Annotated in this window: 16 protein-coding genes; 11 read left to right on the forward strand and 5 right to left on the reverse strand. The window is 73.3% G+C overall.

Going from position 1 to position 19,649, the window contains the following annotated elements; translation table 11 throughout:
• Positions 1-61: 61 nt before the first annotated feature.
• Positions 62-946: a DivIVA domain-containing protein gene (locus tag ACFYYT_RS20775; protein WP_351826245.1), complete on the forward strand. Its 885-nt coding sequence runs from the start codon at positions 62-64 to the stop codon at positions 944-946.
• 212 nt (positions 947-1,158) lie between these two features.
• Here the strand turns inward: ACFYYT_RS20775 and ACFYYT_RS20780 are convergent, their stop codons facing one another.
• On the reverse strand, positions 1,159-2,013 hold the full coding sequence (locus ACFYYT_RS20780) for an alpha/beta hydrolase (protein ID WP_351826244.1): 855 nt from the start codon (positions 2,011-2,013) through the stop codon (positions 1,159-1,161).
• 82 nt (positions 2,014-2,095) lie between these two features.
• On the opposite strand from ACFYYT_RS20780, the gene ACFYYT_RS20785 reads away from it, so the two are divergent.
• From ACFYYT_RS20785 to ACFYYT_RS20810, 6 genes are all read left to right on the forward strand, one after another.
• Positions 2,096-2,641, forward strand: coding sequence for an ABATE domain-containing protein (locus tag ACFYYT_RS20785; protein WP_351826243.1), 546 nt, complete (start codon positions 2,096-2,098; stop codon positions 2,639-2,641).
• A gap of 711 nt (positions 2,642-3,352) precedes the next feature.
• Positions 3,353-3,583: a hypothetical protein gene (locus ACFYYT_RS20790; RefSeq protein WP_351826242.1), complete on the forward strand. Its 231-nt coding sequence runs from the start codon at positions 3,353-3,355 to the stop codon at positions 3,581-3,583.
• Positions 3,576-4,487, forward strand: a complete 912-nt coding sequence (locus ACFYYT_RS20795; RefSeq protein WP_351826241.1) for a hypothetical protein — start codon at positions 3,576-3,578, stop codon at positions 4,485-4,487. Before ACFYYT_RS20790 ends, ACFYYT_RS20795 begins: the two co-directional genes overlap by 8 nt.
• Before the next feature lie 255 nt (positions 4,488-4,742).
• A complete protein-coding gene (locus ACFYYT_RS20800; RefSeq protein ID WP_351826240.1) occupies positions 4,743-5,003 on the forward strand; it encodes a hypothetical protein in 261 nt (86 codons plus the stop codon).
• Positions 5,000-5,317 (forward strand): hypothetical protein, encoded by a 318-nt coding sequence (locus tag ACFYYT_RS20805; protein ID WP_351826239.1) that lies wholly within the window; start codon positions 5,000-5,002, stop codon positions 5,315-5,317. The genes ACFYYT_RS20800 and ACFYYT_RS20805 overlap by 4 nt, the downstream gene beginning before the upstream one ends.
• Before the next feature lie 272 nt (positions 5,318-5,589).
• On the forward strand, positions 5,590-6,378 hold the full coding sequence (locus ACFYYT_RS20810) for a helix-turn-helix domain-containing protein (protein ID WP_388608793.1): 789 nt from the start codon (positions 5,590-5,592) through the stop codon (positions 6,376-6,378).
• Here the strand turns inward: ACFYYT_RS20810 and ACFYYT_RS20815 are convergent.
• Together ACFYYT_RS20815 and ACFYYT_RS20820 are read right to left on the reverse strand one after the other, a co-directional pair.
• Positions 6,375-7,190, reverse strand: a complete 816-nt coding sequence (locus ACFYYT_RS20815) for a hypothetical protein (RefSeq protein WP_351826237.1) — start codon at positions 7,188-7,190, stop codon at positions 6,375-6,377. The genes ACFYYT_RS20810 and ACFYYT_RS20815 overlap by 4 nt on opposite strands.
• Positions 7,191-7,272: 82 nt before the next feature.
• Positions 7,273-8,880: an MFS transporter gene (locus ACFYYT_RS20820; RefSeq protein WP_351826236.1), complete on the reverse strand. Its 1,608-nt coding sequence runs from the start codon at positions 8,878-8,880 to the stop codon at positions 7,273-7,275.
• Between the two features lie 332 nt (positions 8,881-9,212).
• Here ACFYYT_RS20820 and ACFYYT_RS20825 point away from each other — a divergent pair, with 332 nt between their 5' ends.
• Complete coding sequence (locus ACFYYT_RS20825) at positions 9,213-9,989, forward strand: ABC transporter ATP-binding protein (RefSeq protein ID WP_388608797.1); 777 nt, start codon at positions 9,213-9,215, stop codon at positions 9,987-9,989.
• Positions 9,986-12,565, forward strand: a complete 2,580-nt coding sequence (locus ACFYYT_RS20830) for an FtsX-like permease family protein (protein ID WP_351826234.1) — start codon at positions 9,986-9,988, stop codon at positions 12,563-12,565. The genes ACFYYT_RS20825 and ACFYYT_RS20830 overlap by 4 nt, the downstream gene beginning before the upstream one ends.
• 122 nt (positions 12,566-12,687) lie before the next feature.
• Here the strand turns inward: ACFYYT_RS20830 and ACFYYT_RS20835 are convergent, their stop codons facing one another.
• Positions 12,688-14,370 (reverse strand): DUF2079 domain-containing protein, encoded by a 1,683-nt coding sequence (locus ACFYYT_RS20835; protein ID WP_388608800.1) that lies wholly within the window; start codon positions 14,368-14,370, stop codon positions 12,688-12,690.
• 183 nt (positions 14,371-14,553) lie between these two features.
• Here ACFYYT_RS20835 and mfd point away from each other — a divergent pair, with 183 nt between their 5' ends.
• Positions 14,554-18,087, forward strand: coding sequence for a transcription-repair coupling factor (gene mfd, locus ACFYYT_RS20840; RefSeq protein WP_351831593.1), 3,534 nt, complete (start codon positions 14,554-14,556; stop codon positions 18,085-18,087).
• 61 nt (positions 18,088-18,148) lie between these two features.
• Entirely contained in the window at positions 18,149-18,706 is a 558-nt protein-coding gene (locus tag ACFYYT_RS20845) for a GNAT family N-acetyltransferase (RefSeq protein WP_351831596.1), read from the forward strand.
• Between the two features lie 37 nt (positions 18,707-18,743).
• Here the strand turns inward: ACFYYT_RS20845 and ACFYYT_RS20850 are convergent, their stop codons facing one another.
• Entirely contained in the window at positions 18,744-19,592 is an 849-nt protein-coding gene (locus ACFYYT_RS20850; RefSeq protein WP_388608803.1) for a hypothetical protein, read from the reverse strand.
• Between the last annotated feature and the right edge of the window lie 57 nt (positions 19,593-19,649).

Here is a 19,649-nt window from a genome sequence, read left to right on the forward strand (position 1 = left end):
CAAATGACGCATCCTTGACAGCAATCCCCGCGAGAGAGGCGCTTCCAGGATGAGTGCACCCATGTCACCTCACGGACCCCAGGGTTTCTCGACCGTGCGGGGCCGCGGCTACCGGCCCGAAGAGGTCGACCGCTACCTGAGCCGGCTGTCCGGGAGCCGGGACGAGGCGTGGGAACGCGTGGCGCGGCTGACCGTCCTGGCCCGGCGGATGGAGGCGGAGGCTGAGCGGCTGCGCGAAGCCGTGTCCTCGCTGGCCCCGCAGACGTACGACGACCTGAGCGAGCGGGCCCGGCGGATCCTGGCGCTGGCCGAGGAGGAGGCGCAGGTCCTGCGCGGCGACGCGCGGGCCGACGCGGCCGAGGCGATGGGCGCGGCCGACGCGCACGCCGCCCGGGTCGAGGAGCTGGCCCGGCACGACGCGGAGGCGGTGCGGGAGCAGACCGAGGTGCGGGCGCGCCAGGGGCTGATGCGGGCGCAGCGGGAGGCCGACGGAATCCGGGCGAAGGCGCGGGAGGACGCGGAGGGCTGGCGGGCGGAGGCGGCGGCGGCCGTGGCGGAGACGCGGCGCCGGGGAGAGGCGCTGCTGGCGGAGCAGGAGAAGGAGCACGCGGAGCGCTGGGAGGCGGCCGGGCGGGAGCAGGCGGCCCGGGAGGCGGAGCAGGAGGCCCGGTACGCGGAGCTGGAGCGCGCCGCCGAGGCCCGGCTGTCCGAGGCGCGCCGGGGGCTCGCGCAGGCGCAGGAGTCGGCGCGGCACGGCCAGGAGGACGCGGAGGCGCGGGCCTCGGAGGTGCTGGCGCGGGCCCGGGTGCGCGAGGAGCGCGTCGGCCGGGAGACCGAGCGGATCCTGCGCGAGCACGCGGAGGCGCAGGAGGAGATGCGGGCGCACATGGACCACGTCCGCTCCAGCCTGGCGGCGCTGACGGGCCGGGCGCCGGCCGAGGGGTAGGTGCTGGTGCTGGTGCTGGTGCTGGCGGGGTCGGGGTGGGCGCGGGGACGGGGTGGGGTGCCGTCCGGGATGGGCATGATTTATGGCGCCCTGTCGGGGCTCGTCTGCGGAGGGCGCCGCGCGCCAACAAATCACGTTTTACATCCCGGACGACACCCCACCCCGTCCCCGCGCCCGGGTGGTCCCGGCCCGTCGGCCCGTGGGTGGTGGGTTCAGGCGAGCTTCGTCAGGAAGGTGGCTATCAGGGGGGTGATCCGGGGGAGGTGGGTTTCGAGGGCGAAGTGGCCCGCGCCTTCGAGGACGTGGACCTCCGCGTCCGGGACGTCGCGGAGGTAGGCCCGCGCGCCCGCCGGGGTGAAGAAGGGGTCGCCCGCGCCCCAGACGATCAGTACGGGTGGGCGGGCCGTGCGCAGCCAGGCCTGCCAGTGCGGGTAGTGGGCGAAGTTGGAGGCGTAGTCGAAGGCGAGGTCGGCCTGGGCGTCGGCGCGGCCCGGCAGGCCGAGGTAGTGGAGGTCCAGGGTCTGGGTGTCGGGGGAGAGGAGGGAGGGGTCCGCGACCCCGGTCTCGTACTGGAAGCGGGTGCCCTCTTCGGTGAACAGCCCTCGCACGCGTTCCTCGTTGCCGGGGACTTCGCGGGCGAGCCCGGCGAACTCGCGGGCCGCGTCGGAGAGGCCCTCGTCGTAGGCGTTGCCGTTCTGGACGATCAGGCCCGTGATGCGCTGCGGCCGTCGGGTGGCGAGCCGTAGCCCGACGGGGGCGCCGAAGTCGAACACGTAGAGGGCGAAGCGGTCCAGGCCGAGGGCGTCGGTGAAGCCCTCCACGATGTCGGCCAGGCGGTCGAAGCTGTACGTGAACCCGTGCGGGGCCTCGGTGCGCCCGAAGCCGGGGTAGTCGGGGGCGATCAGCCGATACGGGGTGTCGCCGAGGGCGTCCATCAGGCGGGTGAACTGGTGGGAGGCGGTGGGGAAGCCGTGCAGGAGCAGCAGCACGGGGGCGTCCGGGGGGCCGCTCTCGCGGTAGGCCACGGACGCTCCGGCCACCTCCACGGTGCGGTGGTGGATCGCCATCACATGCCTCCTCGGGGTTCGGTGGCATTAGTCTTGCGTCGGTGTGACTAATGGGTCAAGGGGTTTCGGTAGAGTTAGTCATATGACGTCGTTCCCTCTTCTCGGCGAGCCGCTCGCGCTGGACCTGATCAACGCGGGGGACCGCGTCGCGGACCCCGGGGGCCTCGGCGCCTGGCTGGCGGCGCAGGACGGGCGGCTGGCGCCGGCCGGGCCGGTGGGGCCGGCCGAGGTGGCCGCCGTAGGGGCCGTGCGGGAGGCCGCCGGGCCGTTGCTGGAGGCCGCCCGGCGGGGTGTCCGGCCGCCGGCCCGGGAGCTGGACGCGCTGAACGCCGCCCTCGCGGGCGCCCCGGCCCACCGCGAGCTGTCCTGGACGGCCGGGGCCGGGCTGACGGCGGCCGTACACCGGACGGCCGGCCCGGCGCGGCGGCTGGCGGCGGAGCTGGCGGAGGCCGTGGCGCAGCTGCTGACGGACCCCCGGGTGGGGGAGGTGCGCCGCTGCGAGGCGGAGGGCTGCGTGCTGCTGTTCCTCCCGGCGCACCCGCGCCGCCGCTGGTGCGTGGCCTCGGTCTGCGGCAACCGGGCGCGGGTGGCCCGCTACTACGCCCGTCACAAGGAGGCCGGTGCATGAGCCCCCGTGATGCCAGACCGGGGCCGGCAGCGGAATCAGGGCCGGCCGGATGAGGCACCGCATTCGGTGCAGACGGAGGCGCCGGGCGTCGTCGCCGCGACCGGCGCCCCTTCCGTCTGGGGTTTCGACTCCTGCGGTCTTTCGGACAGGACGTGCTTGAAGCGTTGCTGGCGACGCAATTCGCGGGCGTCCGTGGGGTGCATTCGACCGACTCCGGACGTGGTCCAAGCCGCACATCCCGTGCCCAGGACGGCACAGATCAGCGCGATTCTCAGGAGGATGTCTGCCACAGCGGTTCCTCTCAGGTAACTGGTGGCCCTCTCGTCCTCGACATAACGCAGCGGCATATGCAGAGTTGCGCCCTGTCAGTCGATTGCATCCTGCGACGGCTCGAACGGCTCCGGGCGTGCGGACGCGAACGAGCGCCCCTGTAGGGCGGAGTACGCGCCGAAAGCCGGTGCGCGCGGCGTGTTCGCGCCCCTTGGCCGGCGCCGCCCGATCGCCGCCCCCGACCCTCTCGTGAGCTGGCACGACCGCTCGGGGAAGGGAGGGCGACCGCTGGTGCCAGACGTTTCCCGCGAACACAGAAATGATAAAGGACACTGGTCAAGACGTGTTTACCGCGCATGCCGTCACCTGAACGGACCACACCCTCAACGGTGCAGGAAGCGTTGATGGACTATGACAAATGCAAACCACGCTGAAATTTTCTTGCTGAGCGCGGGCAACAACGGACACGGTGTCGGCGGCGGAGCCGCGAAGGCGGGGGAGTGGACCTACACGGGCTGGACCCCGGTCAAGGGCGCGACGCTGTGCAAGGAAGGGCATGAAGTGGATCTCCACTACTCGTCCTCGATCTTCGAGGACTTCTTGGAGGAGATGAACCGGATCCAGAGCGAGTTCAGCCGGCGCGCGCTGTCCGGGGAGACCCCCGGTGTTTGAGCACTACGAGCGGCATGACGGCAGCGGGTTCCACCCCTCCCACCCCGACGCCTCCGTGTTCTGCCCCCCGTCCGGCTTCGAGCAGGACGCCGGGTACCGGCAGGGGCCCGTGGGGCCGGGTGAGATGAACCCCCCGTGGAATCCGGCCGAGGAGCTGGCCCATCTCCTGCAGGAGGCCAGGCGGCCGAGGCAGGCGGAGACGGCCTTCGATCAGTTCGGCTTCGCGGAGACCGGCGAGACCGGCGATACGGGCGCCCCCGTCGCCGCGGTCACCGAGGCGACGCGGGGAACCGGGGAGGGGCCGCACCTGTCGACCCGCCACGGGCACCGCCGGACCCCGGCGAGGCCATCGGTGGTGAACCTGCTCAAGACGGGCAGTGTCTTCACCGCCGTGCTGGTCGCCGCGATCGCAGCCGTGGTCAGCATTTTCAGCGGTCTGGCCATCTGCGAAGCCCTGCGCCACAGCGCCGGCCCGCGTACCGCGCACGATGTCGTCAGCTGGTGGCCGCTGTTGATCTACGGGCCGTGGATGGTGGCTTCCCTGTCCATCCTCCGGGCGGCCCTACATCAGCGCCGCGCCGTCCACTCCTGGTCCATCGTCCTGCTGTTCTCCACCCTCGCCACGCTCCTGTGCGTCGCCCAGGCGCCGAGCACGTTCGCAGCCCGCGCGGCGGCCACGCTCCCACCCATCGCCGCACTCGCCTGTTTCCAGCAACTGGTCCGCCAGATCACCCTCACCCGCCCGCCCCGCCAAGCCGCCCCACGGCACCGCGGCCGCCCGTTTGCCCTGCCGCGGCAACCGGCCGTCGCGAGCAGCCCGGACAGCGCACTCGCCGACTACCCGGTGGTGGATCAAAGGGCCGCCCGTGCTCCGGCCCCTCCCCGATTCCGCTACGGGGCATAGGAGGCGCACCGTCACGCCCCGTCGTCCAGGCGCCGGCGGCCTGCCGACCGGTCCAGCCCTTCCCCCTCAAGTGATCACGTACAAGACGAGAACGAAGATCAAAACGCATTGGTCACGGGTTGCGCACGCTCTCAGCCCTACGGGTCTGCGCCAGGGCCGGCCGCCCTGCACGCGACCCGCGCCTCTTTCCACCTCCTGGGTGGCGCACGCCCGGACTTCCCGCACCTTCCCGACGCCTCCCGAAAGGACAGCACCATGCCCCACGAGCTCACCCACGCCGAGCGTCTCCGCTACAAGCGCAGCCAGGACGCGGCCTACCAGGCCGGCGAGGAAGCCGTCGCGAACCTCAAGGCCGCGCTCGCGCTCGCCGGCCTGACCCTTCCCTCGCTCTGCAACGACGGCCCGATCGGCTGCCGCGGTCTCGTCCGGCTCGGCGGGTGCAGCACGGCGGTCGCCAACCAGCTCGCCGAAGTCATCGCCGCAGGCGCGCGTGCCCTGCAGGGCCTGCGCCCGTGAACGGCACGCCCGACTCGGCCGGGAAGCCCCCGTCGGCGCAGTGGTGGACACTCGACCCCTACCGGTTTCCCGGTATGCGCGGAGCGGCGAAGGGCGGGGAACCGGGCGCCCGGGGCCCGGATCCGGCCCGCCCCTGCGGCCCCCCGCCGAGCCGTCTGAGCGCCGTGGACCGGCGACGCCTCGATCTGCAGGCCTGCCTGACCGTCGCGGGCATCCCGCTGCTCGCCGGCGATCCGCACGCGATCGAGGTGCTCGCCGGAATCGACGAGACCACCTACGCGGCCGTTCGGCGATGGATCAGTCACACCCGCTGAACACGTGCTCCCGCGCCCGATACCGCGCGTCGTCCTGCTTCCGGAACCAAGCGCCGCGGCATTAAGCCGAACTGATGACGCTGGCCGTACGGATGTCGCGCTGGTCGGATCGCCTATGCAGAATGCGTTTGCCGATGTCGGCCGTAGGGTGAGGTGGCCTCTGCGTGATGTCTTGAGCTGGAGGTACACCGCCCATGGCGGGCAACGGAAATCCCACGGTCAGAAGGCGCCGACTGGGCGGGGAGCTGAGACAGCTCCGCAAGGCCACGGGCATGACGTCCTCGCAGGCGGCGCAGCGCCTGATGGTGTCCCAGCCGAAGATCAGCCTCATCGAGACCGGCCGCCGCCCGATCAACCCGCGTGACGTGCGGGACCTGTGCCGGATCTACGGGATCACCGACCAGGCCATCGTCGAGTCGTTGATGCGCATGGCGAAGGAGTCCGGCCGCCAAGACTGGTGGGTTTCCTGCGGGGACGTCCCCTACGGGGTCTACATCGGGCTGGAGACGGCGGCCGTCGCCATCCACTCCTACGACGCACTGCTGTTGCCCGGCCTGCTGCAGACTCCCTCCTACGCGGCCGCGGTCATCGCCCAGTCCGTTCCGCGCCCCACGGCCGAACAGGCCGCGGTGAGCCTGGAGGTGCGACTGCGGCGCCAGCACCGCGCGCACCACCCCGCCCGGCCGTTGCGCTTATGGACCGTCGTGGACGAATCGGCACTGCACCGGACCGTCGGGAACCGCGACATCATGCGCGAGCAGCTCGAACACCTCAACTCCCTGGGCATGCAGCCGCACATCACCGTGCAGGTGTTGCCCCACGGCGCCGGGGCGCATCCCGGGGTGTTAGGACAGTTCTCCATCCTCACGTATCCCGAATCCGACACGGGGGTCGTCTATCTGGAGCGCTACACCAGCGATCTGTACCTGGAGAGGCACGTCGAGCGACACCCCTACCAGGTCATGTTCGACCACCTCCAGGCCCAGGCCCTCAACACCGACGACTCCCGGCACCTGATCAACGACATGATCAAGGCGAACCGCGCGGCCCGGACCGCCTAGCCGGCCGGTTCGTAGCGGTACGGGTCGCTGCGCAGGCCGCGCGAGGTGACCACCACCGTGAACGGGGGCCGCACCGCGGCCGGCAGAGGGGCCGTCAGGGCGCCCGTCAGCGGGTCCGGGACGGCCGGCAGGGCGGTGTCGTCCACCGTGAGGCGGGGTTCGGTGAAGCCGCCGCCCTCCACGGTGAGCAGCCCGTCGGCGGCTTCGACTTGGGTGATGACCGGGTTGGCGCGGACGGCCATCTTGTTGATCAGGTAGGCCCCCGCGGGAGCGCCGGTCAGGGCCCAGATCTCGGACGGCAGGTCCGGGAGGCCCGCGCCCACGTCGCAGAGGAAGAAGAGGACGACGTAGAGCATCGTGACCGCGCTCAGGGCCACGTACTGGAGGTCGACGAGGTCGGTGCGGCCGCTGTCGTTCGCGATCAGTTCCCGCAGCGGCCGCCGGCCGGTGACGGTGGGCTTCGGGGCCGGTTTGGCCAGGGAGCCGCTCTCCACCCGCAGCCCGACGACCGTCTTCGCGGCGATCAGGGCGACGTACGGGCCACCGAGCAGCGGCAGGTACACCGTGGTCAGGGTGGACAGGGGCCCGTCGGGGCGCTGGAAGTAGCCGATCCCGCCGCCCGCCGTCAGCCCGTACGCGAGGATCGCGAGCAGCAGCCAGACCAGGATCACCGTCCAGGCCAGGGCGAGGGTGGTCGAGGTGGAGAGCCGGCCGTCGCGGCCGGTGACCGTGCCGGGACTGCGGTAGAGGCGCAGGATGACGGGGCCGGCCAGGGCGGCCAGTAACGCCAGTGCGCAGAGTGCGGAAGCCATGGGTCCCCCCGGGGTGCGGTGTCCGGTGAAGAGGGTCACCCACTGATCCCGAACATGACAAGCGGCTCCGGCGGCGTGGCGGCTACTCGGCCTCGGGCAGCACCGGGAACCGCCGGGGCGCGACCAGCAGCAGGACCAGCAGGGCGGCGACCGCCGCGGCGGTCGCGCCGAGGAAGATGTGGTCCACGGCCGCCGCCACCGCGTCCCGCAGGTGCCGTGCGGCGGCCGGCGAGAGGGCGGCGGGCTCGGCCAGGGCCCGCGACACGTCGTCGAGCCGCTCGGGGAGCCCCGCCGCCGGCGCGTCCGCCAGCCGGGCGGCGACGGTCGCGTTGGCCACCGCCCCCAGCAGCGCGGCCCCCACGCTCTGCCCGACGGTGCGGCAGAACAGCACGGAGGCCGTCGTGGTGCCCCGCTCGGCCCAGCCCACGGTGGACTGCACCCCGACGATCAGCGGCAGCTGGAACAGCCCGAGGGCGGCCCCCAGCAGCAGCATGACCAGCGCGGGCTGCCACGGCCGGGCGGGGTGCGGGAGCAGGGTGAAGGAGAACAGGACCACCGCGGCCAGCGACATCCCGAGGACGGCGGTGTCGCGGAAGCCGATGCACCGGTACACGTGCTGGCACAGGGCGGCCGACAGGGGCCAGCTCAGGGTCATCAGGGCCATCACGAACCCGGCCCCGACCGGCCCGAGGCCCAGGACGGACTGCGCGTAGGTCGGCATGAACACCATGGGGGCGACCATCAGCAGCCCCAGGGCTCCCAGCGCCAGGTTCACGGCGGCGATGGTGCGCCGGCGCCACACCCAGCCCGGCAGGATCGGCTGCGCCGCCCGGCGCTCCACCCGGACCACCACGGCGGCCAGTACCGCGCTCGCCCCGAACAGCGCGAGCGAGGGCGCCGACAGCCAGGGCCAGGCCACCCCGCCCTGCACCAGCGCGCTCAGCAGCAGCCCGCCGCAGGCGAACACGCCGAGCGCCCCGGCCCAGTCCACCGGGCCCCGGCGGCCCGGGGAGCGGACGGGTTCCACGAGGTGGCGGGCGGTCAGCCAGAGGGCGAGCCCGGCGAGCGGCACGTTGATCAGGAACGTCCAGCGCCAGCCCGCGTACGTGGTCAGCAGACCGCCGAGGGCCGGCCCCAGCAGCGAGGAGCTCGCCCACACGGTGGTCATCCGGGCCTGTATGCGCGGGCGGTCGCGCAGCGGGTAGAGGTCGGCGGCCAGGGTCTGGACGGTGCTCTGCAGGGCGCCGCCGCCCAGCCCCTGGACGATCCGGAACGCGATGAGCGCGGCCATGTTCCAGGCGGACGCGCACAGCACGGAGCCGAGCAGGAAGAGGGCCGTGCCGAAGAGGAGGACGGGCTTGCGGCCGAGGGTGTCGTTGAGCTTGCCGTACACGGGCAGGGTGACGGTGACGGCGAGCAGGTAGCCCGAGAAGAGCCAGGTGAAGACGGAGAAGCCGCCGAGGTCCCCGACGATCTGGGGGACTGCGGTGGAGACGATCGTGCTGTCCAGGGCGACCAGGGACATGCCGAGCATCAGGGAGACCACCACGGCGGCGGGCGGCCGCCCGCGCTCCGGCTGCCCGGGCGCCCGACGGTGCGCGGCGTCCCCGGCGGGCGCCCGCTCCCCGGACGCGTCCGTCCTGTTCTCCCCTGACCCCACCACGTCCCCCTCGGCTGCGGAGAACACCATCTCACCGGGGTCGCGGCCGTCGGTATCCCCTACACCGGGTCCGCCGGAGGTCGCACGTCCCCTAGGGGTTCCTCAGCACAAGGGGCCAGGGGCCTTTCGTCCCGGCGGAGGAGGCCGAAAGGCCCCCGGCGTCCTTAACTGGTTCCTACGGGCGGACGCCGGGGGGTGGGGTTAACCCCCCGGCGGATACGGCGAAGGGCACCAGGGCGCCGGACACCCCCCGCACCACAGACTTCACGACAGCGCCGCACGCCTGTGCGGCGCCGGGCGGGCGGACGCAGCGGCGGCCGCGCCGGCAGACGAACCACATGGGGGACACCGTGACAACGGCGATGACCGAAACCAGGCACGGGGGGACCGGCGGCGAGGGCGCCGTCGCGGCCCGGGCGCGCAAGGTCGTCAAGGCCTACGGCTCCGGCGAGACCCGCGTCGTCGCCCTCGACGAGGTGGACGTGGACATCCGGCGCGGCCAGTTCACCGCGATCATGGGCCCCTCCGGCTCCGGCAAGTCCACCCTGATGCACTGCCTGGCCGGACTGGACACCGTCACGAGCGGCACGATCCACCTGGACGACACCGAGATCACCGGCCTGAAGGACAAGAAGCTCACCCGGCTGCGCCGCGACAAGATCGGCTTCATCTTCCAGGCCTTCAACCTGCTGCCGACGCTCAACGCCCTGGAGAACATCACCCTCCCCATGGACATCGCGGGCCGCAAGCCCGAGCCCCAGTGGCTGGAGCGGGTCGTCGAGACGGTGGGCCTCGCGGGCCGCCTCAAGCACCGTCCGACCGAGCTCTCCGGCGGCCAGCAGCAGCGCGTGGCGGTCGCCCGCGCCCTGGCCGCCCGTCCGGCGATCATCTTCGGCGACGAGCCGACCGGGAACCTGGACTCCAGGGCCGGCGCCGAGGTCCTCGGCTTCCTGCGCCGCTCGGTGGACGAACTGGGCCAGACCATCGTCATGGTCACCCACGACCCGGTCGCCGCCTCCTACGCGGACCGCGTGGTCTTCCTCGCCGACGGACGCATCGTCGACGAGATGTACGCGCCCACCGCCGAGCAGGTCCTCGACCGCATGAAGGACTTCGACGCGCGCGGGCGGACCTCGTGACCGTCATGAAGACCGCGCGACGCAACTTCTTCGCGCACAAGGGGCGGATGGCGCTCTCCGCCGTCGCCGTACTGCTGTCCGTCGCCTTCGTCTGCGGGACCCTCGTCTTCACGGACACGATGAACACGACCTTCGACAAGCTGTTCGCGGTCACCGGTTCCGACGTCACCGTCAGCCCGAAGCCGCCCGCCGGGGGCGAGGACGGCGAGGAGGCGGTACGCGGCAAGCCGCGGGTGCTGCCCGCCTCGGTTCTCGAGAGCGTCCGCAAGGCCGAGGGCGTCCAGGCCGCCGAGGGCGGCGTCTTCTCGACCGCCGTCACGGTCGTCAACACCAAGAACGAGAACCTGGGTTCGACCACCGGCGCCCCGACCATCGCGGGCAACTGGACCGAGAACGAACTCAAGTCCATGAAGATCACCTCCGGCCGGGCGCCGCGCGGCCCCACCGAGGTGATGGTCGACGCCGACACCGCCGCCGGCCACCACCTGGGGCTCGGCGACGAGGTGCGCACCATCGCCGTCACCGGTGACGTCCGCGCGAAGATCAGCGGCATCGCCGCCTTCACCGTGACCAACCCGGGCGCGGCCGTCGTCTACTTCGACACCCCCACCGCGCAGGAGAAGCTGCTCGGCGCCCCCGGCGTGTTCACCCACGTCAACGTCACCGCCAAGGACGGCGTGAGCGACGAGCGGCTCAAGGAGAACGTGGCCGCCGCCGTCGGCGCCGGCACGTACAAGCTCCAGACCGCGAAGGAGGCCGCGGACGCCAACAAGAAGGACATGGGCTTCCTCGACGTCATGAAGTACGTGATGCTCGGCTTCGCCGGGATCGCCTTCCTCGTCGGCATCTTCCTGATCTTCAACACCTTCTCGATGCTGGTCGCCCAGCGCACCCGCGAGATCGGCCTGATGCGGGCCATCGGCTCCGACCGGTCCCAGATCAACCGCTCCGTCCTCATCGAGGCCCTGCTGCTCGGTGTGGCCGGTTCCCTCGCCGGAGTCGCGGCGGGCGTGGGCCTGGCCGTCGGCCTGATGAAGCTCATGGGCCAGATGGGCATGCACCTGTCCACCGACGACCTGACGGTCAGCTGGACGACCCCGGTCATCGGCCTGGCCCTCGGCACCGTCGTCACTGTCGTCGCCGCCTACGTCCCGGCCCGCCGGGCCGGCAAGGTCTCCCCGATGGCCGCCCTGCGCGACGCCGGAACGCCGGGCGACCGCAAGGCCGGTGCGGTCCGCGCGGTCCTCGGCCTGGTCCTGACCGGCATCGGCGGCGCGGCCCTGTTCCTCGCCGCCGCCGCGGACAAGGCCGGGGCCGGATCGCTGTGGCTGGCCCTCGGGGTGTTCTTCAGCCTCATCGGCTTCATCGTCATCGGCCCGCTGCTGGCCGGCGTCGTGGTGCGGGCCATCGCCGCGCCCGTGCTGCGGCCCTTCGGCTCCGTCGGCCGGCTCGCCGAGCGCAACGCGCTGCGCAACCCGCGCCGTACGGGTGCCACGGCCGCCGCGCTGATGATCGGACTGGCGCTGGTCGCCTGCCTCTCGGTGGTCGGCTCCTCGATGGTGTCCTCGGCCACCGACGAGCTCGACCGGACGGTCGGCGCGGACTACATCGTCGACTCCTCGGCCATGCAGCCGGTCGTGCCGCAGGCCGAGCAGGCCATGCGCGCCGTCAAGGGCCTCGACCACGTCACCGCCTATCGCGAGGCCACCGCGAAGATCACCGCCCCGGACGGCTCCAGCCTCCAGAGCGACCTGAGCGTCACCGACCCGGCGTACGCCCAGGACCTGCGCCGCAAGATGGTCGCCGGCCGGCACGAGGACGCGTACGCGCCGGGCGCCATGTCGGTCGGCTCGCTCTACGCCGACGAGCACCACGTCAAGGTCGGCGACGAGCTGACGGTCGCCTTCACCGGCGGGAAGACCGTCCGGCTGAAGGTCGCCGCGATCACCTCGGACGAGGGCAACATCGACAAGGGCGTGAAGTACATCAGCACGGCGACCGCCGAGGCCAACATCCCGGCCGATCAGCTGGCCCGCCCCTTCATGCTGATGGGCAAGGCGCGGCCGGGACAGGCCGACAGCGCGTACGCGGAGCTCAAGACGGCCCTCGCCGGGTACCCGCAGTACACGGTGCGCAACCAGACCGATTACAAGGAGAACCTCAAGGACCAGGTCGGGCAGCTGCTCAACATGGTCTACGGCCTCCTCGCACTCGCGATCATCGTCGCGGTGCTGGGCGTCGTGAACACCCTGGCCCTCTCGGTGGTCGAGCGGACCCGCGAGATCGGCCTGATGCGCGCCATCGGCCTCTCCCGCCGCCAGCTGCGCCGCATGATCCGCCTGGAGTCGGTGGTCATCGCCCTCTTCGGCGCGCTCCTCGGCCTCGGCCTGGGCATGGGCTGGGGCGCGACCGCCCAGCAGCTCCTCGCCCTCCAGGGCCTGAAGGTGCTGGAGATCCCGTGGGCGACCATCCTCGGGGTGTTCGCCGGCTCGGCCCTGGTGGGCCTGTTCGCCGCACTGGTCCCGGCGTTCCGGGCGGGGCGGATGAACGTACTGAACGCGATCGCCGGCGAGTAACCGGCGCGGGGCGGTCGTACGGGGGAACGGGGGAAACGGGGGGAGTACGGGGGAAGGGGCGCCGGTCCGGGGCCGTCCGCGAGGGCGGTCCGGGGCCGGCGCCGCCGCGTGTGCGGAGCCCCTCAGAACACCCGCTGGAGCAGGACCACCCCGCCCGCCCCGCCCACCGGGACGAACCGCGACCCCGGGTGCAGCTGCCCGGCGTAGGCGACGGGGTCCTCCCCGGCCCAGCCGGTGGAGTTGTCGAAGACCAGGTACGCCGGGCGCACCCCCTGGGTGTTGCCGATCCAGAAGACCCGGCAGCGCGAGGTCAGCCGGGTCAGCACCCCGTTGTCGGCCTCCACCTCCGCCCCGTCCGGGATCCGCGCGAGCAGCGCTTCGACGGCGGCCACCCGGTCCGGCTCCCGGTACGTGGCCCCTTCCCCGAGCCGGGCCAGCGGCATGCTGGTGGCGCTCAGCGCGAGGGCCGCGGCGAGCACGGCGCCGGGCAGCTGGAGGGCGTACGCGCGCAGCCACGGCCGCCGGTCGCGCCGGGCGGCGTCGAGGGCGTCGGCCAGCGCGAGGCAGACGACCGGCATCAGGACGGCGCTGTAGTGGAAGTCGGTGGACCAGTAGTGCGCGTCCCCCGACAGGAACCGCCAGCCGAGGGTGGGCACGGCCACCAGCAGCAGCGGGGAGCGCAGCGCCAGCAGCCCGGTGGTGGGGACCAGGACCCAGCCGAGGGTGGTGAGCTTGGTGCCCAGGCCGCGCAGGAGGCCGCCGTCGCCGCCGAGCTTCTCCCAGTAGGGGTATCCGCCGGCGGCGAAGGCGGGTATCACCACCGCGAAGACGGCCGCGGCGGCCAGCACCCCGGCCAGGGCGGTGGCGAGCGCCGGGCGGACGGCCCGCCGGCCGTCGCCCCGGGCCCGCCAGGCGACCACCAGCGCGAGCGCGGCGAGGGTGGCCCCGAGGTCCTCCTTGACCAGCAGCAGCGGCACCGCCCAGGCCAGCGCGGGCCGCCAGCGGCGGGCGAGGAGCGCCTCCAGCGAGAAGGCCAGCAGCGGCACGGCGAAGCAGATCTCGTGGAAGTCGAAGTCGACGGCCCGCTGGATCCCCCAGGACAGTCCGTACGCCGCCCCCAGCGCGAGCCCCCGGGCCGTCCCGAGCAGCCGTACCGAGGCCCGGGTGACGGGCAGGGCCGACAGCGCGAACAGCGCGGCCTGCACCACCAGCAGGGTGACCGGACCGGGGAAGGCCCGGTAGAGCGGGGCGATCAGGGCGATGACGGGGCTGAAGTGGTCGCCGAGGATGTTGAACCCCGGCCCCTTGAGGTCCACCACGGGCGGGCGCAGGTGCGCGTACGCGCGGACCGCCTGCTCGAAGATGCCCAGGTCCCAGGAGCTCTCCTCCAGCCGCCGGTGGCGGGAGACGGAAAGCACCGTGTAGGCGAGGAACAGCGCGCAGACGAGCGCGTACGGGGCCCGGCGCGCGGCCCGCCCCGGCCGCGCGGGCCGCCCGCCCCGGGGCGGCAGGCCGGGCGCGCCGGGCAGCTCGCCGACCCGGGACGGGGCCGGGGCCGGGGCCGCCCCGAGGCGCCCGAGGCCGGGCAGGTTGCGCAGCCGGGCGGGATCCAGGGCCGCGGGCAGCCGCAGGGCCGCCCGCGGACCAGGCACCCCGGCGCCGGGACGGGCGCCGGGCCGGGCTCCGGGCCAGGCGCGGGCGGGCGGGCGGGGGGCCGCGGGCCGGCCGGGGACCGGCGGCGGGCAGGGCGCGGCGGGGGCGGCGCCGGGCTCCCGGGCGGCCTGGGGGATCCCGGACGTGGACATACGGACAGATTGTCATCCCGGTCCGGAACGCCCCGCTCCGGGCCGGTGTCACCCCCGCGGGGGCCGCAATCCCCCGCGCGGGGGACATCGTCGCGTCGTAGGGTGGCAACCCCCGGCCCGTCCTCGTGTCGGGTCCTTCGCGTTGTCCCTCCACGCCCTCCCCCAGGATGGAAAGCCCCCTTCATGAGCCTGCACGGACTGCTCGACGCCGTCACCCGGGATCCCGCGCTCGCCGAGGCGGTCACCGCGGCCGGGGACGGCAACCGCATGCACGTGGACCTCGTCGGCCCGCCCGCCGCCCGGCCCTTCGCGATCGCCGCGCTGGCCGCCCGTACCGAGCGGACGGTGCTCGCCGTCACCGCCACCGGGCGGGAGGCGGAGGACCTCGCGGCGGCGCTGCGGTCGCTGCTGCCGCCCGACCAGGTGGTGGACTACCCGTCCTGGGAGACGCTGCCGCACGAGCGGCTCAGCCCGCGCAGCGACACCGTCGGCCGCCGCATCGCGGTGCTGCGCCGGCTCGCGCACCCCAGCAAGGACGACCCGGCCGCGGGCCCCGTCTCGGTGGTCGTGGCGCCGATCCGCTCGGTGCTCCAGCCGCAGGTCAAGGGGCTCGGCGACCTGGTGCCGGTCAGCTTGCGGCAGGGGCAGAGCGTGGACCTCGGGGAGGTCACCGCGGCCCTCGCGGCGGCCGCGTACGCCCGCGTCGAGCTGGTCGAGAAGCGCGGCGAGTTCGCCGTGCGCGGCGGCATCCTCGACGTGTTCCCGCCCACCGAGGAGCACCCGCTGCGCGTGGAGTTCTGGGGCGACGAGGTCGAGGAGATCCGCTACTTCAAGGTCGCCGACCAGCGCTCCCTGGAGATCGCCGAACACGGGCTGTGGGCCCCGCCCTGCCGGGAACTGCTGCTCACCGACGAGGTGCGCGAGCGGGCGGCGGCGCTGGCCGAGGCCCATCCCGAGCTGGGGGAGCTGCTCCACAAGATCGCCGAGGGGATCGCGGTCGAGGGCATGGAGTCCCTCGCACCGGTCCTCGTCGACGACATGGAACTGCTGATCGACGTCCTGCCCGCCGGGGCCATGGCCGTGGTCTGCGACCCCGAGCGGGTGCGCACCCGGGCCGCCGACCTGGTGGCCACCTCCCAGGAGTTCCTGATGGCCTCCTGGGCGGCCACCGCGGGCGGCGGCGAAGCCCCCATCGACGTCGGCGCGGCCTCGCTGCGCGGGATCGCGGACGTCCGCGAGCACGCCCGCGAGATCGGCATGATGTGGTGGTCGGTGTCCCCGTTCGCCGCCGACGACACCGGCCTGGCCGCGGACACCCTCAAGCTCGGCATGCACGCCCCCGAGGCCTACCGGGGCGACACCGCCCGGGCCCTCGCCGACACCAAGGGCTGGATCGCGGACGGCTGGCGCACCGTCTACCTCACCGAGGGCCACGGCCCGGCCGCCCGTACGGTCGAGGTGCTGGGCGGCGAGGGGATCGCGGCCCGGCTGGAGTCCGACCTGCGGACCCTGGAACCGTCCCTCGTCCACGTGACGTGCGGCTCCCTCGACAACGGCTTCGTGGACCCGGCGCTGAAACTGGCCCTCCTGACCGAGACCGACCTGACCGGCCAGCGCACCGCGACCAAGGACCTCGGCCGGATGCCGACCCGGCGCCGCAAGTCCATCGACCCCCTCACCCTGGAGGTCGGCGACTACATCGTCCACGAGCAGCACGGCGTCGGCCGCTACATCGAGATGGTGCAGCGCACCGTCCAGGGCGCCACCCGCGAGTACCTCCTCGTCGAGTACGCGCCCGCCAAGCGCGGCCAGCCCGGCGACCGGCTCTACATCCCCACCGACCAGCTGGAGCAGGTCACCAAGTACGTCGGCGGCGAGGCCCCGACCCTGCACCGGCTCGGCGGCGCCGACTGGACCAAGACCAAGGCCCGCGCGAAGAAGGCCGTCAAGGAGATCGCCGCCGACCTCATCAGGCTCTACAGCGCCCGCATGGCCGCCCCCGGGCACACCTTCGGCCCCGACACGCCCTGGCAGCGGGAGCTGGAGGACGCCTTCCCGTACGCGGAGACGCCCGACCAGCTCACCACCATCGCCGAGGTCAAGGAGGACATGGAGAAGTCCGTCCCCATGGACCGGCTGATCTGCGGCGACGTCGGCTACGGCAAGACCGAGATCGCCGTCCGCGCGGCCTTCAAGGCGGTCCAGGACGGCAAGCAGGTCGCCGTGCTCGTCCCGACCACGCTGCTCGTGCAGCAGCACTTCGGGACCTTCTCCGAGCGGTACGCGCAGTTCCCCGTCGTCGTGAAGGCGCTGTCGCGCTTCCAGAGCGAGACCGAGTCCAAGGCCACCCTGGAGGGGCTGCGCGAGGGGTCCGTCGACCTCGTCATCGGCACGCACCGGCTGTTCTCGCAGGAGACGAAGTTCAAGGACCTGGGCCTGGTCATCGTCGACGAGGAGCAGCGGTTCGGCGTCGAGCACAAGGAGCAGCTGAAGAAGCTCCGCGCCAACGTGGACGTGCTCACCATGTCCGCCACCCCGATCCCGCGCACCCTGGAGATGGCGGTGACCGGCATCCGCGAGATGTCGACGATCACCACTCCGCCGGAGGAACGGCACCCGGTGCTGACCTTCGTCGGCCCGTACGAGGAGAAGCAGATCGGCGCGGCGATCCGCCGCGAACTGCTGCGCGAGGGGCAGTGCTTCTACATCCACAACCGGGTCGAGTCCATCGACCGGGCGGCCGCCAAGCTGCGCGAGATCGTCCCGGAGGCGCGGATCGCGACGGCGCACGGGCAGATGTCCGAACAGGCCCTGGAGCAGGTCGTGGTGGACTTCTGGGAGAAGAAGTTCGACGTCCTCGTCTCGACGACCATCGTCGAGTCCGGCATCGACATCTCCAACGCCAACACCCTGATCGTGGAGCGCGGCGACAACTTCGGCCTCTCCCAGCTGCACCAGCTGCGCGGCCGCGTCGGCCGAGGCCGCGAGCGCGGGTACGCGTACTTCCTCTACCCGCCGGAGAAGCCGCTGACCGAGACCGCGCACGAGCGGCTCGCGACGATCGCCCAGCACACCGAGATGGGCGCCGGCATGTACGTGGCGATGAAGGACCTGGAGATCCGCGGCGCGGGCAACCTGCTCGGCGGGGAGCAGTCCGGGCACATCGCGGGCGTCGGCTTCGACCTCTACATCCGGATGGTCGGCGAGGCCGTCGCCGACTACCGGGCGGCCGTCGAGGGCGGGGTGGAGGAGGAGCCGCCGCTGGAGGTCAAGATCGAGCTGCCGGTCGACGCGCACGTCCCGCACGACTACGCGCCGGGCGAGCGGCTGCGCCTGCAGGCGTACCGGTCCATCGCCGCGGCCAACTCCGAGGCGGACGTCAAGGCGGTGCGGGAGGAACTCACCGACCGCTACGGCAAGCTCCCGGAGCCGGTGGAGAACCTGCTGCTGGTGGCGGGGCTGCGGATGCTCGCGCGGGCCTGCGGGGTCGGCGACATCACCCTCCAGGGGCCCAACATCCGTTTCGGGCCGGTGGAGTTGCGCGAGTCGCAGGAGCTGCGGCTGAAGCGGCTCTACCCGGGGACGGTGCTCAAGCCGGCCACCTCGCAGGTGCTGGTGCCCCGGCCGAAGACGGCCCGGGTGGGCGGGAAGCCGCTGGTCGGGCGGGAACTGCTGGGCTGGACGGGGGAGTTCCTCACCACGATCCTCGGCTCGTAGCGGGCCGCCCGGGCCGGCGGACCCGCCCGGGCGGCCGGGCGGGGCTGCCTATCATCGGATGATGACCCCATCCGCCACGCTCCGCGCCGCCGCGACGGCGGGCCGGCCCGCCCTGCTCCTGCGCCCCTGGCAGCCGCAGGACGTGCCCGCGCTGCGGCGGGCGTACGCCGATCCCGTCCTGCGGCGCTGGACCCGGTACCCGGTCGACAGCGAGTCCGACGGCCTGATGTTCGTCGAGGACCACGCGCGGGACCGGGAGCGGGGCACCCGGTTCGGCTTCGCCGTGCTGGAGGAGGAGGCGGGGCTGCTGGTGGGCGCCGCCGTCCTCAAGCGGCCCGCCGGCGCCGGGCCGTCGGCCGAGGTCGGCTACTGGACGGTGGCGCACGCGCGTGGCCTGGGCATCGCGCCGCGCGCCCTGGAGGCCCTCACCGCCTGGGCCTTCGAGGCCTTCGCCGGTGCCGGGCTGGAGCGCCTCGACCTCCTCCACCAGGAGGACAACGAGGCGTCCTGCCGCGTCGCCGTGAAGAGCGGGTACGCCTTCGAGGGGGAACTGCCCGCCGCGCCGCCCGGGTTCCCGCTCAGCGGCCACCTGCACGTACGGCGGCGCGGGCCGGCGTAGGGCGTAGGGCGCGGGGCGCGGGGGCGGTGCGCGGGGCTCAGATCGCCTCGCCCGCCGGGCCGCCGATCTTCGACAGGTCGAGGACGTCGGAGTCCTGCGGGGAGGCGGTGTCGACGGGGACGTCGAAGTCCGAGAACAGCGCCTCGCCGGCGCTCTCCCCGCTGACCGCCGACTTCAGGACGTACGGCTTGCCCTCGGTGGCGACGTAGTCGGTCTGCGTGCCCTGCCGGGCCGGGGAGGTGACCGCCAGCGCGGGCTTCCCGTCGACCGTGGTGCTCTCGCCCTTGCGCGCGAGCGGGCTGCCCTTGCCGAAGTCGCCGGTCAGCTTGTCGAGGTCGCAGCTGCCGGTCATCGAGGCGGCGCGCGGGTCGGAGACGGGGATCTTCACCCAGCGGTCGGCGAGTGCGGTGACCATCTGCTCCGTCTGCTTCTGCGGGGTGTTGCGCTGCTTCGCCGCGCCGCGCCAGTAGGCGGCGTCGCCGCGGAAGTGCACCAGCTCGCTGGACTTGATGATGTCCAGCTTCCCCATGCCGTCGAGGCGGACGGCGCCGTTGCAGTTGCCCTTCTTGTCCAGGGAGAGGTCGATCCGCATCGGCTTGCCCTGGTAGTCGACCCGGGCCGTGACGTGCGCCGACCCGGCCGACCGGGTGGCCGCGTAGGCCTGGGTCAGGATCTCCTGCCCCGACCGGTCGGCGAGCGGGCCGGCGCCGCTCCGGGCGGGCGCCGGCGCCGTGCCCGGCGACGACGGGGACGCCTGCGCCCGGGCCTCGCGCCCGGCCTGGGCGGCCCGGCCCGGGCCGCCGCCGGGCACGCAGGCGCTCACGCCCGCGCCGAGCAGGGTCGCGGCGGCGAGGGCCGTCGCGGTGGTCTTGGTACGGCTGCGCATGCTGTTTCCCCCGTGGAAAGACGATTCCTGCCCCGAGCCTAGGCTCCGCTCCCCGCG

It is taken from the genome of Streptomyces sp. NPDC002032, from assembly GCF_042890765.1.
Classification (GTDB): domain Bacteria; phylum Actinomycetota; class Actinomycetes; order Streptomycetales; family Streptomycetaceae; genus Streptomyces.